The sequence below is a fragment of the Bradyrhizobium sp. 172 genome, from assembly GCF_023101065.1.
GTDB classification, from domain to species: Bacteria; Pseudomonadota; Alphaproteobacteria; order Rhizobiales; family Xanthobacteraceae; genus Bradyrhizobium; species Bradyrhizobium canariense_D.
In genome coordinates this window covers 1957446-1970374 of sequence record NZ_CP064701.1, presented here as the reverse complement: position 1 = coordinate 1970374, position 12929 = coordinate 1957446, and the positions used below count along the sequence as shown (strand labels likewise).

The 12929-nt window shown below is 64.0% G+C and carries 13 protein-coding genes; 4 read left to right on the top strand and 9 right to left on the bottom strand.

Translation table 11 applies throughout. The features are described from left to right. Positions 1-2 precede the first annotated feature (2 nt). From sseA to IVB07_RS09295, 3 genes are all read right to left on the bottom strand, one after another. On the bottom strand, positions 3-854 hold the full coding sequence (gene sseA, locus IVB07_RS09305; protein WP_018454123.1) for a 3-mercaptopyruvate sulfurtransferase: 852 nt from the start codon (positions 852-854) through the stop codon (positions 3-5). 222 nt (positions 855-1076) lie between these two features. After that, a complete protein-coding gene (locus IVB07_RS09300) occupies positions 1077-1490 on the bottom strand; it encodes a rhodanese-like domain-containing protein (RefSeq protein WP_018454122.1) in 414 nt (137 codons plus the stop codon). Between the two features lie 42 nt (positions 1491-1532). Then, a complete protein-coding gene (locus IVB07_RS09295; protein WP_018454121.1) occupies positions 1533-2708 on the bottom strand; it encodes a VWA domain-containing protein in 1176 nt (391 codons plus the stop codon). Between the two features lie 248 nt (positions 2709-2956). Between IVB07_RS09295 and IVB07_RS09290 the strand changes: the two genes are divergently transcribed. Further along, positions 2957-3799 (top strand): MoxR family ATPase, encoded by an 843-nt coding sequence (locus tag IVB07_RS09290; RefSeq protein ID WP_007600695.1) that lies wholly within the window; start codon positions 2957-2959, stop codon positions 3797-3799. A gap of 408 nt (positions 3800-4207) precedes the next feature. Here IVB07_RS09290 and IVB07_RS09285 read toward each other — a convergent pair whose 3' ends face one another. The 4 genes from IVB07_RS09285 to IVB07_RS09270 all read right to left on the bottom strand — a co-directional run bounded on the left by IVB07_RS09285 (position 4208) and on the right by IVB07_RS09270 (position 8477). Then, the gene (locus IVB07_RS09285) at positions 4208-5854 is read right to left on the bottom strand and encodes a GMC family oxidoreductase N-terminal domain-containing protein (protein WP_018454119.1); all 1647 of its coding nucleotides are present in this window, start codon (positions 5852-5854) and stop codon (positions 4208-4210) included. A 16-nt stretch (positions 5855-5870) separates the two neighbouring features. Further along, the gene (locus IVB07_RS09280) at positions 5871-6464 is read right to left on the bottom strand and encodes a GNAT family protein (RefSeq protein ID WP_247361139.1); all 594 of its coding nucleotides are present in this window, start codon (positions 6462-6464) and stop codon (positions 5871-5873) included. A gap of 117 nt (positions 6465-6581) precedes the next feature. Further along, positions 6582-7508, bottom strand: a complete 927-nt coding sequence (locus IVB07_RS09275) for an SMP-30/gluconolactonase/LRE family protein (protein WP_085395672.1) — start codon at positions 7506-7508, stop codon at positions 6582-6584. Between the two features lie 135 nt (positions 7509-7643). After that, positions 7644-8477, bottom strand: a complete 834-nt coding sequence (locus IVB07_RS09270) for an AraC family transcriptional regulator (RefSeq protein ID WP_162496389.1) — start codon at positions 8475-8477, stop codon at positions 7644-7646. Positions 8478-8654: 177 nt separating this feature from the next. Between IVB07_RS09270 and IVB07_RS09265 the strand changes: the two genes are divergently transcribed. Continuing rightward, positions 8655-9758: a mandelate racemase/muconate lactonizing enzyme family protein gene (locus IVB07_RS09265; protein ID WP_247767622.1), complete on the top strand. Its 1104-nt coding sequence runs from the start codon at positions 8655-8657 to the stop codon at positions 9756-9758. 9 nt (positions 9759-9767) lie between these two features. On the opposite strand, the gene IVB07_RS09260 is transcribed toward IVB07_RS09265, so the two are convergent. After that, positions 9768-10124, bottom strand: coding sequence for a hypothetical protein (locus IVB07_RS09260; RefSeq protein WP_085395675.1), 357 nt, complete (start codon positions 10122-10124; stop codon positions 9768-9770). Positions 10125-10306: 182 nt separating this feature from the next. On the opposite strand from IVB07_RS09260, the gene IVB07_RS09255 reads away from it, so the two are divergent. Next, positions 10307-10531, top strand: a complete 225-nt coding sequence (locus IVB07_RS09255; RefSeq protein ID WP_018454113.1) for a hypothetical protein — start codon at positions 10307-10309, stop codon at positions 10529-10531. Between the two features lie 279 nt (positions 10532-10810). Here the strand turns inward: IVB07_RS09255 and IVB07_RS09250 are convergent, their stop codons facing one another. Continuing rightward, a complete protein-coding gene (locus tag IVB07_RS09250) occupies positions 10811-11467 on the bottom strand; it encodes a glutathione S-transferase family protein (protein WP_085395676.1) in 657 nt (218 codons plus the stop codon). Between the two features lie 169 nt (positions 11468-11636). Here IVB07_RS09250 and phaZ point away from each other — a divergent pair, with 169 nt between their 5' ends. Beyond that, positions 11637-12860: a polyhydroxyalkanoate depolymerase gene (phaZ, locus tag IVB07_RS09245; protein ID WP_018454111.1), complete on the top strand. Its 1224-nt coding sequence runs from the start codon at positions 11637-11639 to the stop codon at positions 12858-12860. The last annotated feature ends 69 nt before the right edge of the window (positions 12861-12929 follow it).

Below are 12929 nucleotides of genomic sequence, written 5' to 3'. Positions count from 1 at the left end.
GGTTACGCCGGCCCGGTTGCGATCGGCGGTCCCTTTTCCTGGCCCCATTCCGACCATGAGCCATCGTAGAGCGCGGTGTCGGTGATGCCGAGGCGATAGAGCGCCAATGTCAGCACGCCGGCGGAGACCCCGGAGCCGCAGCTCGTCACGATCGGCGCATCGAGCCTGACGCCGGCGTTGGTAAAGGCAGCGCGGAGATCATCAAGCGGCTTCATCGTGCCGGTCGCGGCGTCGAACAGGAGATTGTAGGGCACGTTGCGCGCGCCCGGGATATGGCCGGAGCGGATGCCTGCGCGCGGCTCCGGCGCCCGGCCCTCGAACCGGTCGGCGGCGCGCGCGTCGATCACCTGCTCGGCACGGCTTTCGACGTTGGCGATCAATTGCTGCATGCTGCGCACGCGTTTTGAATCGTAGCTGGCCGTGAACGTCGCAGGCTTCGGCTTCGCCTCGCCACTCTCGACCGGACGCCCCTCGGCGCGCCACTTCTTCAGGCCGCCATTGAGGATGCGCACATTGCCGTGCCCGAAAGCCAGGAACATCCACCACGCGCGGGGAGCAGCGACCCAGCCGCCGGCATCATAGATCACGACGGTGTCGGCATTGGAGATGCCGAGATGACCGACGTCGCGGCCGAACTGCTCGGCACTCGGATACATGTGCGGCAGCGGGTTGGAATGGTCCGAGATCGCATCGACGTCGAAGAACACCGCGCCCGGCAGATGCGCGGCGAGATAATCGTCCTTCGGCAATGGCAGCACACCCGGCAGCTTGAAGCTGGCGTCGAGCACCTTGACGTTGGCGTCATTGATGTGGGCGGCGAGCCATTCGGTAGAGATGAGGGGATCGGTGGGCATGCGAGATCTTTCTATTATTCCGGGCGAGCGCAACGTGAGCGAGGTTGAAGCAGTGCGCATCCAACTCCGCTGTCATCGCCCGGCCAGTGCGCAATTGCGCACTAGGACCGGGCGATCCAGTATTCCAGAGGCGATTGTAATTGAGCCGAGAGGCCGCGGCGTACTGGATTCCCCGCTTTCGCGGGGAATGACGCCGGAGATTGGAGCGGCAGCGCAGCACCCTCACCCCTTCTTCTTCGGCTCCCACTGTTGGGTCGGCCCGCCGGCGTCGCGCCAGGCGGCGTAGCCGCCCGCGATGTGGGCGACGGGCTTGAGGCCCATGTCCTGCGCAGTCTTGGCGGCGAGCGCAGAGCGCAAGCCGCCGGCGCAATGGAAGACGAACTTCTTGTCCTCCTGGAACACCGGCTTGGCATAAGGGCTCTGCGGATCGATCCAGAATTCGAGCATGCCGCGGGTGCAGGCGAACGCGCCGGGGATGCGGCCGTCGCGCTCGATCTCGCGGGGATCGCGGATGTCGACGATGACGACGTCGCCGTTCTTGGAGATCTCGATGGCGTCTTTGGCGGTGAGCGTCTCGATCTCGGCATTGGCCTCGTCGATCAGCGCCTTGATGCCACGGGTGATGGTCTGGGGCACGTGGTTCTCCCTCTTGTAGTCATTCCCGGCGCGGAGCGCGAGCTAGTGCGTTAATTCCTTCATCGCACCTTCAAGTCCCTCGATCGTGATCGGATACATGCGGTTGGCGAAAATGCGTTTGATGATGGTGGTGGATTCCGAATAGTCCCAGTGCTTCTGTTGCACGGGGTTCAGCCACACCGAATGCGGATAGGTACGGATGATGCGGTCGAGCCAGACCGAGCCGGGCTCCTCGTTGACGTGCTCGACCGAGCCGCCGGGCACCATGATCTCGTAGGGCGACATCGAGGCGTCGCCGACGAACACGATCTTGTAATCGTGCGGGTATTTGTGCAGCACGTCCCAGGTCGGGGTGCGGTCGGTAAAGCGCCGCTTGTTCTGCTTCCACACGCCTTCATAGAGGCAATTGTGGAAGTAGAAATACTCCATGTGCTTGAACTCGCTCTTCGCCGCCGAGAACAACTCCTCGACCTGCTCGATATGCGCGTCCATCGAGCCGCCGATGTCGAAGAACACTAGCAGCTTCACCGCGTTGCGGCGCTCGGGCCGCATGTGCACGTCGAGATAGCCGTGATTGGCGGTCTCGCGGATGGTGGTGTCGAGATCGAGTTCATCCGGCGCGCCGGTGCGCGCGAATTTGCGCAGGCGGCGCAATGCCACCTTGATGTTGCGGATGCCGAGCTCGACATTGCCGTCCAGATCCTTGAACTCGCGCTTGTCCCACACCTTGACGGCGCGGTTGTTGCGGTTCTTGTCCTGGCCGATGCGAATGCCTTCGGGATTGTAACCATGAGCGCCGAACGGCGAGGTGCCGGCGGTGCCGATCCACTTCGAGCCGCCCTGATGACGGCCCTTCTGCTCCTCGAGACGCTTCTTCAGGGTCTCCATGAGCTTGTCCCAGCCCATGGCCTCGATCTGCTTCTTCTCTTCGTCGGTCAGGTATTTCTCGGCGAGCTTCTTCAGCCACTCCTCGGGGATCTCGGCCCCCTCCATGGCGTCGAGCAGGCTTTCCAGCCCCTTGAAGACGGTGCCGAAGACGCGGTCGAACTTGTCGAGGTTGCGCTCGTCCTTCACCAGGGAGGTGCGCGAGAGATAGTAGAAATTCTCGACCGAGTAGTCCGCGAGGTCGGCGTCGAGCGCCTCCATCAGCGTGAGGTATTCGCGCAGCGTCACGGGGACCTGCGCATCGCGCAGAGAAGTGAAGAATTGCAGGAACATGGGTGACAGATTGCCCTTTGGATTGTCGGCGTCAAGGGGCGCCTCGGAGACCCCACCCGACGAGCTCTGGGCAGGATTGTCCGCCAGGCGGGATTGGCGGAGCGATTGTGCTCGTCATCCTTTCGCTGATAAAACGGGTCTGAAAGCCTGACCGAACCAGGAACGGCCGCCACGCGCGGCCGTTCCGTTTGTTGGACCAGGGCCATGAAACTGGCAATTCCTGGGACGACGACCAACAAGGACGCGCGATGAAATTTACCGGCACCAAGGACTATGTTGCGACCGACGATCTCAAGGTCGCGGTCAATGCCTCGATCGTGCTGGAGCGCCCGCTGCTCATCAAGGGCGAGCCCGGCACCGGCAAGACGGTGCTGGCGGAGGAAGTGGCGAAGGCGCTGAACGCCCCGCTTCTGACCTGGCACATCAAGTCCACCACCAAGGCACAGCAAGGCCTCTATGAATACGACGCGGTATCGCGCCTTCGCGACAGCCAGCTTGGCGATGCCCGCGTGTCCGACATCAAGAACTACATCAAGCGCGGCAAGCTGTGGGATGCCTTCACCGCCGAGCAGCGCCCGGTGCTGCTGATCGACGAGATCGACAAGGCCGACATCGAATTCCCAAATGATCTCCTGCTTGAGCTCGACCGCATGGAATTCCACGTCTACGAGACCGGCGAGACGATCAAGGCCAAGCAGCGCCCGATCATGATGATCACCTCCAACAACGAGAAGGAGCTGCCGGACGCGTTCCTGCGCCGCTGCTTCTTCCACTACATCAAGTTCCCCGATGCCGACACCATGACCCGGATCGTCGACGTCCACTTCCCCGGCATCAAGAAGCGGCTGGTCGAGGAAGCCCTGCGCATCTTCTTCGAGGTCCGCGAAGTGCCCGGGTTGAAGAAGAAGCCCTCCACCTCAGAGCTTCTGGACTGGCTCAAACTGCTGCTCAACGAAGACATGAGCGTCGAGCAGTTGCGCGAGCGCGACCCGCGCAAGCTGATCCCACCACTGCACGGTGCGCTGCTCAAGAACGAGCAGGACGTGCATCTGTTCGAGCGATTGGCGTTCCTGAGCCGGAGGGAAGTGTAGGTTCGAGCGCACTCCGCTGCCGCCCCACCTTCCGGTGTCATTCCCCGCGAAGGCGGGGAATCCAGTACGCCGCGGCTTCTCGAATCAATCATAACCGCCTCTGGAATACTGGATCGCCAGGTCAAACCGGGCGATGACACCGAGAGTGTGGCGCACTCTCTCCACCTCGTCATTGCGAGCGCAGCGAAGCAATCCAGGCTGCCTCCGCGGAAAGATCCTGGATTGCATCGCTGCGCTCGCGATGACGGAGCAAGGGTGAGCATCGCCCTCTCCAACTCGCGCTTCAAATCGCGAGGGGCGACCAAGGTCGCGTGAGATGGGCCTCCGGCTCTGCAGCGCACAGCTGCACCGGACGATGCTTCGCATCGCCGGGGAAGCGCAGCGCTGCGTCCGGAGCACGAGACCTTGCTACGCCACCGCCGCATCCGGCACGCGCGCGGCTTCCATCGGCTTCTTGCCGCGGATCAAGTCCGAGGCGCGGTCGGCGATCATCATGGTTGAGGCATTGAGGTTCGCCGAGATCATGCGCGGCATCACGGAGGCATCGATGACGCGGAGACCTTGCAACCCGTGAACGCGGAGCTGATCGTCGACCACCGCCCAGGTGGAATCCGCCGGGCCCATGCGGCAGGTGCAGCCGGGGTGGAAGGTGGTGGTGCCGCGCTCGGTGGCGGCCGCCAAAAACTCGTCGTCGGTATTGACGTTGGGTCCGGGGAAATCCTCGTAGGCGTAATAGGGCGACAGCGGCGCGCTCTTCAAAAGCCTGCGCGCGAGCTTCATGCCGCCGACGATGACCCGGCGGTCGAGCTCGGCGTCAAGATAGTTGGTCTGGATGATCGGCGGCGCAAACGGATCTGCCGAGCGGATGCGGACATAGCCGCGGCTCTCGGGGCGCTGCTGCCAGGACGCCACCGTCATGCCGGGCTCGTCCTCGAGCTGGCCCTGCACGCCTTCCTTGTAGCTCGCCGGTGTGAAGGTGAGCTGGAGGTCGGAGCTCTCCGCACTCTCGCCGGAGTGCCAGAAGCAGTAGACCATGGTCGGCGACAGCGACAGCAGGCCTTTGCGCGCGGTCGCCCATTTCATCGCCTCGACCCAGAGACGCCAGCCGCGGCGGAGCTCGTTGATGGTCCTGATGTCCTTGACGCGCGCGACCGTGCGCGGGGCGTAGTGATCTTGCAGGCCTTCGCCGACCGGAAGCGCGTGACGCACGGCGATGCCGTGGGCCTGCAACAGATCCGGTGAGCCGATGCCGGACAACTGGAGCAGCTGCGGCGAATTATAGGTGCCGCCGGAGAGGATCACTTCCTTGTTGGCGCGGACCTCGACCGGCGTGCCGCCATGACCGCCCTTCATGTAGCGCACGCCGACGGCGCGCTTGCCCTCGAAGATGATCTCGGTCGCATGCGCGTGGGTGCGGACATGCACGTTCGGCCGCTTCATCGCGGGCTTGAGGAAAGCGGTGGCGCCGGAGACGCGCAAGCCCTTGTCGATGGTGCGCTGGCAATAGGAGACGCCTTCCTGGGTCTTGCCGTTGTAGTCGGGGTTGCGCGGAATGCCGAGGCTCACCGCGCCTTCCATGAAGGCTTCGCAAAGCGGATCGCGCCAGTTCATGGTGGTGACGGTGAGATTGCCTTCGCGGCCGCGATAAATGTCCTCGCCCTCGCCGACCCGCTTCTCCAGCCGCCGGAAGTAGGGCAGCACGTCGGCATAGCCCCAGCCGCGATTGCCCATCTGCGCCCAGGTGTCGAAATCCATGCGCTGGCCGCGGTTGTAGATGTGGCCGTTGATCGAGGACGAACCGCCGAGCGTCTTGCCGCGCGGCGCGTAGATGCTGCGGCCGCCGGTCCAGGGTCCGACCTCCTGCTGGTAGGCCCAGTTGATGCTCTTCATGTGGAAGGTCTTGATGAAGCCGGCCGGCAGATGGATGTAGGGATGCCAGTCGCTCGGGCCGGCCTCGAGCACGCAAACGCTGGTCGCAGGGTTTTCGCTCAGCCGGCTGGTGAGCACGCAACCGGCGGAGCCCGCGCCGACGATCACATAATCAAATCTGTCCATGGTGCCTCGGCCGCCTCTAGCGCGGCTTGTCGTTGAGTTGATAATTCAAATGCGTTCGCACCGTAGGCCATTCGGCCGCGGTGATGCTGTAGACCACGGTGTCGCGTAGCGTGCCGTTCGGCGCGACCTGGTGGCTGCGCAGGATGCCGTCCTGCTTGGCGCCCAGGCGCTCGATGGCGCGGCGGCTCTGGTGATTGAAGAAGTGGGTGCGGAATTCCACCGCGATGCAGTCCAGGGTTTCGAAGGCGTGGGTGAGCAGCAGCAATTTGCACTGCGTGTTGAGCGGGCCGCGTTGCGCGCTCTTACCATACCAGGTCGAGCCGATCTCGACGCGGCGGTTGGCCGCATCGATGTTCATGTAGGTCGTCATGCCCACGATCTTGGCGCTGCCATCGAATACGGTGAAGGGGAGCATCGAGCCGGCGGCCTGAAGACCGAGCCGGCGGTCGATTTCCTTGCCCATGTTGTCCGGCGTCGGGATTGCGGTGTACCAGATGGTGGAGAGCTCACCATCCTTCACGGCCTCGCTCAGCCCCTCGCGGTGCTGATGCGACAGCGGCTCCAGAGCGGCATGCTGTCCGCGCAGGGTGATGGGATCAGGCCAGGGCATTTGAAACTCTCTCCTTTGTCATTGCGAGGAGCGAAGCGACGAAGCAATCCAGACTGTCACCGCGGACGCATTCCTGGATTGCTTCGCTTCGGTTGCAATGATGGTCACTAGCACCGTTTACTTGTTAAGGAAATTCAACGGCAAACCGCTGCGCGGCCAGTCCATGGCGATCAGCTCGCCCTTGCCGGAGAGGGTGATGTAGGCGGTCTTCAGCTCGGGGCCGCCGAAGGCGATGTTGGTGGTGACGCGGTCGCCGGTCGGGATCTGCTCGACCAGCGTGCCATCGGGCGCGATCACCGAGATGCAGCCGGAGACGAGGGTGGCGACGCAGACATTGCCGTTGGCTTCGACCGCCAGCGAATCGAACATCTGGTAGCCGCCGAGGCCGCAGATCGGTTTGCCCCGCTCGCCGCGATAGATCGCGTCGCGCGGCTTGAGCGTGCCGGGCGCGGAGAGCTCGTAGGCCCAGAGCCGGCCCGTCGGCGTCTCCGCGATGTAGACGGTGGTCTCGTCCGGCGAGAGGCCGATGCCGTTCGCCGGCAACACGCCGTGGACGACCTCGACGATCTCCTTCATGCCGGGCTTGAGATAGTACATGCCGCCGACGTCCATCTCGCGCGCGCGGCGCTTGCCGAGATCGGAGAACCAGAGGCCGCCCTGCTTGTCGAACACCAGATCGTTCGGCCCGCGCAGATCGTGCTCGGCGCATCTGGTCACGACGGTTTCGATCTGGCCGGATTGCAGATCGACGCGCTGGATCGAGCCGCCGAGATAGCCGTCGGGCTGCGGACCCGGCATGATCATGTTGCGGGTCGGGATCCAGGAGAAGCCGCCATTGTTGCAGATGTAGATCTTGCCGTCGGGGCCGAGGGCTGCGCCGTTCGGGCCGCCCGGAATCTTCGCGACGACCTCCTTGCGCCCGTCGGGATGGATTCGGGTCAGGCGCTGGCCGCGGATTTCCACCAGCACGACCGAGCCGTCCGGCATCACGACCGGCCCTTCGGGAAATTCGAGGTCGGTGGCGAGAACGCGGACGTTGGACATGTGGGGACCCTCCCGGCTGCTTGTTATGACTTGCGCGGGATGTCCGGCACGGGCCCCACACGCAAGATTGCCTGCGGTTATGACAAAGTCACCGGGGCTTGCCAAGCAAGCCGGATGGTATGCCAGCGTTGCGCGCTAATCTCGCACGGGTATCCAAATCTCCAGGCCGCCATTGCCGGTGGCGGGATCGAATTTCTCGTCGTAGCGCTCGAAGTTCGGCGCATCGGCAGCCTTCAGGCCGGAGGCCGGCAGCCACTGATTCCAGATCGCGTTGACGGTGCGCCTGATCGAGGCGACGTGGTCGGTGTGGGTGAACACCGCATAGCGCTGCTCGGGGATGCGGATACGGCCGAAGGGGCGCGGCAGTTCGGAGAAATCGGCGACCTCGACGCCGGCAATGTAGTCGAAATTGCCGGCATCGTCGCCGTTGCAGCAGACGCCATAGGCGACCGGTCCAACGCGCGCGGGAATGTCGGCGACCTCCTGGTGGAAGCGCTGCCACAGTCCAGGAATGGCCGCGCCGTTGTCGCAGGAGATGCGCTCGCTGATGCCTGCGACGAGGAAGGCCTTTGTGGTTTCGAAGCGCGGGTTGGCGAGTTTGTCCGAGATGGTTGAATCCATGAGGATCGGCTCCTGAAGCTTGAGATGGCCGGTGCATTGCGCGGCGCGCACCGCTTCGGGCGTGGTGCCGAACTGGTCGCGGAACGCGCGGGTGAATGCTTCGTGCGAGCCGTAATCGGCCTCCAGCGCCAGCGACAGGATGTCCGGCGCGCCATTCGCAAGACTGCGCGCCGCTTCGCTCAGCCGCCGCGCGCGCACGTACCGCATCACCGGCAGGCCGGTGGCTACGGCAAACGCGCGCACGATGTGGAACCGCGACACGCCCGATATCGCAGCGATCTCGTCGAGCGTCATCGGCTCGGCCAGATGGCTCTCGACATACCAGAGCGCGCGCTGGGCTGGGTTCATGGCGTTTCTCGTTCGAAGCGCGACCATGATGCACGGAAGTCCGCGGGTTTCGCTTGATCGGCGTTGCGGTCCCGCAGGAGGATAACGCCGGAACAGCCACTGGCAACGTCCGGGCGTTCATGGCTACACTCGGGACGTCCTTGAAACCGCTCACAAGAAAGCAGGAGGAACCGCGTCATGAAAATCACCGATGTGCGGGCGCACCATATCCGCATCCCCTATGACGCTGGTGTCGCGAGCTTCCGTCAGGGCGCCTCCGCCATCACCGCCCTCGACATGGTGATCCTCGAGGTCACCACCGACGCCGGGCTCACCGGCTGGGGCGATGCCTTCGCCTATGTCTGCCCCCGCACCACGCGCAGTGCCGTCGAGGAAATGATCGCACCACAAGCCCATGGGCTGCAGGTTCCCGATGCCGCCGGCATCCCCCCGGTGATGGACCAGATCCAGCGCAATCTGCATCTGTTCGGCCGTTACGGCATCACCATGTTCGCGATCTCCGGGCTCGACATCGCGCTGTGGGACCTCGCCGCCAAGATCGAGGGCGTGCCGCTGAACCGCCTGCTCGGCGACACCAGGCGCTCGGCCATTCCGGCCTATGCGAGCCTGTTGCGGATCGGTTCGCCCGACAACATCGCCGCCGAATGCAAGAAGGCGCTCGCACTCGGCTATGGCGCCATCAAGCTGCACGAGACCACGGCGCCGGCGGTGTTTGCCGCGCGCGCGGCGATCGGGCCCGGCATTCCGCTGATGGTGGACATGAACTGCCCGCTGTCAGGCGAGCAGGCGGTCGCGTTCGCCAGGACATGCGGGGACGCGCAGCCGATGTTCCTGGAAGAGCCGGTCTGGCCGCCGGAGGATTTTGCGGCGCTCGCCGAGGTCCGCAGCAAGGGCGGGCTCGGCGTCGCCGCCGGCGAGAACGCCTGCACGGAATATCAATTCCGCCAGATGATGGAGGCGGGCGCGGTCAGCCACGCCCAGCCGTCGGTGATCAAGGTCGGCGGCATCACGGAATTTCTGAAGGTTGCGGCGCTCGCGGATCGGCAAGACGTCAAGATCGTTCCGCACTCCCCGTATTTCGGCCCCGGCCTGCTGGCGACCTTGCATCTCCTGGCGGGGCGCGACGACGGGTTGGTCGAGATGTTTTACCTGAAGCGCGAGGCCTGCCTCTGGGGCGGCCGCGCCGATGTCGATGCCACCGGCCATGTCGCGGTGCCGACCGGACCTGGGCTCGGCTATGAGCCCGCCCGCAGCGTCATGGAGCGATATCGCGTCGCCTGAGCGCGGCGCCTATTTCGCCGCATCCTTCGGCGGCGGCGCATCCTGTTTCTTCTTCACATCCTCCGCGGTCTTCGCCTGCGCGGCCTGGAGATCGCCGAGCATCTTCTGCAAGCCGGCCACGGTCGTCTTCAACGCATCGATCTGGCGAGCCGCGGCGTCCAGCTTCTGCTGGTGATCGAGGTTGAACTTGGTGATCGTCTTCTGGAGGAAGTCGACGTTGCTCTGGAGGCAGCTGGTGCGGCGCTCCATGGTCTTCTCGACGGTGCAGATCTCGATACCGGGCACGTCCTGCGCGCGGACCGGCACAATCGCCAGCGTAGCGAGCAGCAACATCGCGAAACAAACGACGGCGCTTCGAAGCAGCATACAGGTTCCTTGTCAAATCAATCACGGCAATGTGCGCTTTTTGCACGCAGCCTGTCGAGGCTACCACACTCGCACCGCATTCTCGCGTTGAGCTTGCGGCTGTTCCCTCGCACGGGGAGCGATGATCTGCACGCGGAGGAAATGGGCACTCTTTCCGCGGCTTTGTTTAAGGGAGTTTTTTGATGGCAACGCGCGACAGACGACTGGCGGAATTCGACGGCGCCGGAGAACCGCCGCCCGGCCTTGCAGTCGAAGTGCTGTGCGAGGACCACAGCGGAACGTATCAGCTGCCGTTCGCCTGCCGCTATATCGAGGGACGCTGGCAGAACCACGCGGCCGGCGTCGCAGTTGAAGCAACCGTCATCGGCTGGCGCGTCCCGCGCATGAAGCATTCGGGCGTGGCCTGAGCACTGATTTCTGTCTCAAAATGCAACGGGGCCGCGTCCCGGCTTTAACCTTCGGAACGCGGCCCGAACGAATCACGTCCGAATCAGCCGTAGCGCCCCGTACGCGCCTGTTCACGGCTAGATGTCGCAACCGGCCAGCGCGCGCATACAATATCTGCACAGCGCGTGAGCGGGCTCAGCCCACCACGGGCGTCAAACGTTAACGCCTTCAATGACATGACCGCGGGGTGCGGCGGTTGGATGCTCGCTCCCAAAACAGGCAGATGGCACCCGGCCTGCCTAATATTCGACCTCGAGCTCCTCGATCTCGGCCGGCTCATCCCGTGCCGCCGCGATCCATTCCTTCATCTCCGGCATGGCGATGATGGTATCGGCATAGGCTTGCAGCTGTGGCTCGAGCTTGACGTTATAGGTCACGAAGCGCGTCACCACCGGGGCGTACATCGCGTCAGCCATGGTGCGGGTCTCGCCGAACAGGAAGGGGCCGCCCGATTTGTCCAGGCAGTCGCGCCAGATCGCCCAGACGCGATCGATGTCGGCCTGCGCGCGCGACCAGATCTTGAAGCCGGGGAAGTGCCCCTTCAGATTGACCGGCAGCGAGGCGCGCAAGGTGGTGAAGCCGGAATGGATTTCGCCGCAGATCGAGCGGCAATGCGCGCGCTGAACGCGATCCGCGGGCAGCAGCCCGGCATCCGGCATCGCCTCGTTGAGATATTCGGCGATCGCCAGCGTATCCCAGACGATCGCGCCGTCGTGCCGCAGGCACGGCACCAGGATCGACGACGACAATAGCAGGATTTCGGCACGCGCCGACGCGTCGTCCGGCGCGGTGACGATCTCATCGAAATCGAGCCCGGAAAATTTCGTCAGCAGCCAGCCACGCAGCGACCAGGACGAATAGTTCTTGCTGCTGATGGTCAGTGTCGCCTTCGCCATATGGCCTTCCCTCACGCCTAAGACTTGCACCCGCCTGGACTGCGGGAGTGCGCACCGCCTGTGCTTCCCGCCAAAAGAGCAGCAAGCGACGTGCCAATCTTGAGGACGGCCCATCTCCGGTTTGGCTCCGATATTGCATAGCAGCACGGGGACAGGTGGGCGTTTCAGTATGATGTCGATGTATTATCAGGCCTTTCAGAACCATATGGACCTGACGGCGCCGTGGCGGTCGGGGGCTTCGTCCGCACTCAAATTCCTCAATCTGGTGCCGCAGGGCTTATCGGATCAGGTCGTCGGCCGGCTGTCGGCCGCGCTGGAGTTGATCTCCCGCTCCACCCTCACCTATCACCGCCCCGCCTACGGCATCGACAGCGTCATGGTCGGCAATCGCGAGGTCGCCGTAACCGAGGAGATCGCTTACGCGACCCCGTTCGGCTCGCTGCTGCGTTTCAAGAAGGAAGGCGTGGGCGAGCAGCCGCGCATGCTCCTGGTGGCGCCGATGTCCGGCCATTTTTCGACGCTGCTGCGCGGCACCGTGAAGACGCTGCTGCAGGATCACGACGTCTACATCACCGACTGGCACAATCCACGCGACATTCCCCGCAGCGAGGGCCGTTTCGGGCTCGACGACTACACCGAGCATCTCATCGACTTCCTCGGCCAATTAGGCCCCCGCCCGCATATGGTCGCGATCTGCCAGCCCTCGGTCTCCGCACTCGCGGCCGCCGCGATCATGTGCGAGGGCAACCATCCTTCGCGGCCGGCGACGCTGACGCTGATGGCCGGCCCGATCGACACGCGCATCCAGCCGACGAGGGTCAACGAATTCGCCAAGAGCAGGCCAATCGACTGGTTCGAGCAGAACCTGATCAACTACGTGCCGATGCAGTGCCGCGGTGCCCTGCGGAAAGTCTATCCCGGCTTCGTGCAGCTCACCGCCTTCGTCTCGATGAATCTCGAGCGCCATATCAAGCAGCACATCGATCTCGCCGATCACATCGCCAAGGGCGAGAAGGAGAAGGCGGCCAGCATCAAGACCTTCTACGACGAATATTTCGCCGTGATGGACCTGCCCGCGGAATTCTACATCGAGACCGTGCGAGACGTGTTCCAGGAGCATCTTCTGCCCCAGGGCAAGCTGATGCATCGGGGACGTCCGGTGAACACCAAGGCCGTCAGCCGCATGGGGCTGATGACGGTCGAGGGCGAGAAGGACGACATCTGCTCGATCGGCCAGACGCTGGCCGCGCAAGACCTCTGCACCGGCGTACGCGCCTACCGCCGCGTCCACCACATGCAGGCCGGCGTCGGCCATTACGGCGTGTTCTCGGGCAAACGCTGGAACAACGAGATCTACCCGCTCTTGCGGGATTTCGTGCACGTGAATTCGTAACCCGTCAGCCCCTGGCCCGTACGTCACGTGCGAACCTCAACGCGCAATTGCAGTGAGGCGACCGGAGAT

Coding starts and splice junctions, on each gene's coding strand:
- sseA (WP_018454123.1), bottom strand. CDS start 854: ATGCCCACCGATCCCCTCATCTCTACCGAATGGCTCGCCGCCCACATC.
- IVB07_RS09295 (WP_018454121.1), bottom strand. CDS start 2,708: ATGTTCCTGCAATTCTTCACTTCTCTGCGCGATGCGCAGGTCCCCGTG.
- IVB07_RS09290 (WP_007600695.1), top strand. CDS start 2,957: ATGAAATTTACCGGCACCAAGGACTATGTTGCGACCGACGATCTCAAG.
- IVB07_RS09285 (WP_018454119.1), bottom strand. CDS start 5,854: ATGGACAGATTTGATTATGTGATCGTCGGCGCGGGCTCCGCCGGTTGC.
- IVB07_RS09280 (WP_247361139.1), bottom strand. CDS start 6,464: ATGCCCTGGCCTGATCCCATCACCCTGCGCGGACAGCATGCCGCTCTG.
- IVB07_RS09275 (WP_085395672.1), bottom strand. CDS start 7,508: ATGTCCAACGTCCGCGTTCTCGCCACCGACCTCGAATTTCCCGAAGGG.
- IVB07_RS09270 (WP_162496389.1), bottom strand. CDS start 8,477: ATGAACCCAGCCCAGCGCGCGCTCTGGTATGTCGAGAGCCATCTGGCC.
- IVB07_RS09265 (WP_247767622.1), top strand. CDS start 8,655: ATGAAAATCACCGATGTGCGGGCGCACCATATCCGCATCCCCTATGAC.
- IVB07_RS09260 (WP_085395675.1), bottom strand. CDS start 10,124: ATGCTGCTTCGAAGCGCCGTCGTTTGTTTCGCGATGTTGCTGCTCGCT.
- IVB07_RS09255 (WP_018454113.1), top strand. CDS start 10,307: ATGGCAACGCGCGACAGACGACTGGCGGAATTCGACGGCGCCGGAGAA.
- IVB07_RS09250 (WP_085395676.1), bottom strand. CDS start 11,467: ATGGCGAAGGCGACACTGACCATCAGCAGCAAGAACTATTCGTCCTGG.
- phaZ (WP_018454111.1), top strand. CDS start 11,637: ATGATGTCGATGTATTATCAGGCCTTTCAGAACCATATGGACCTGACG.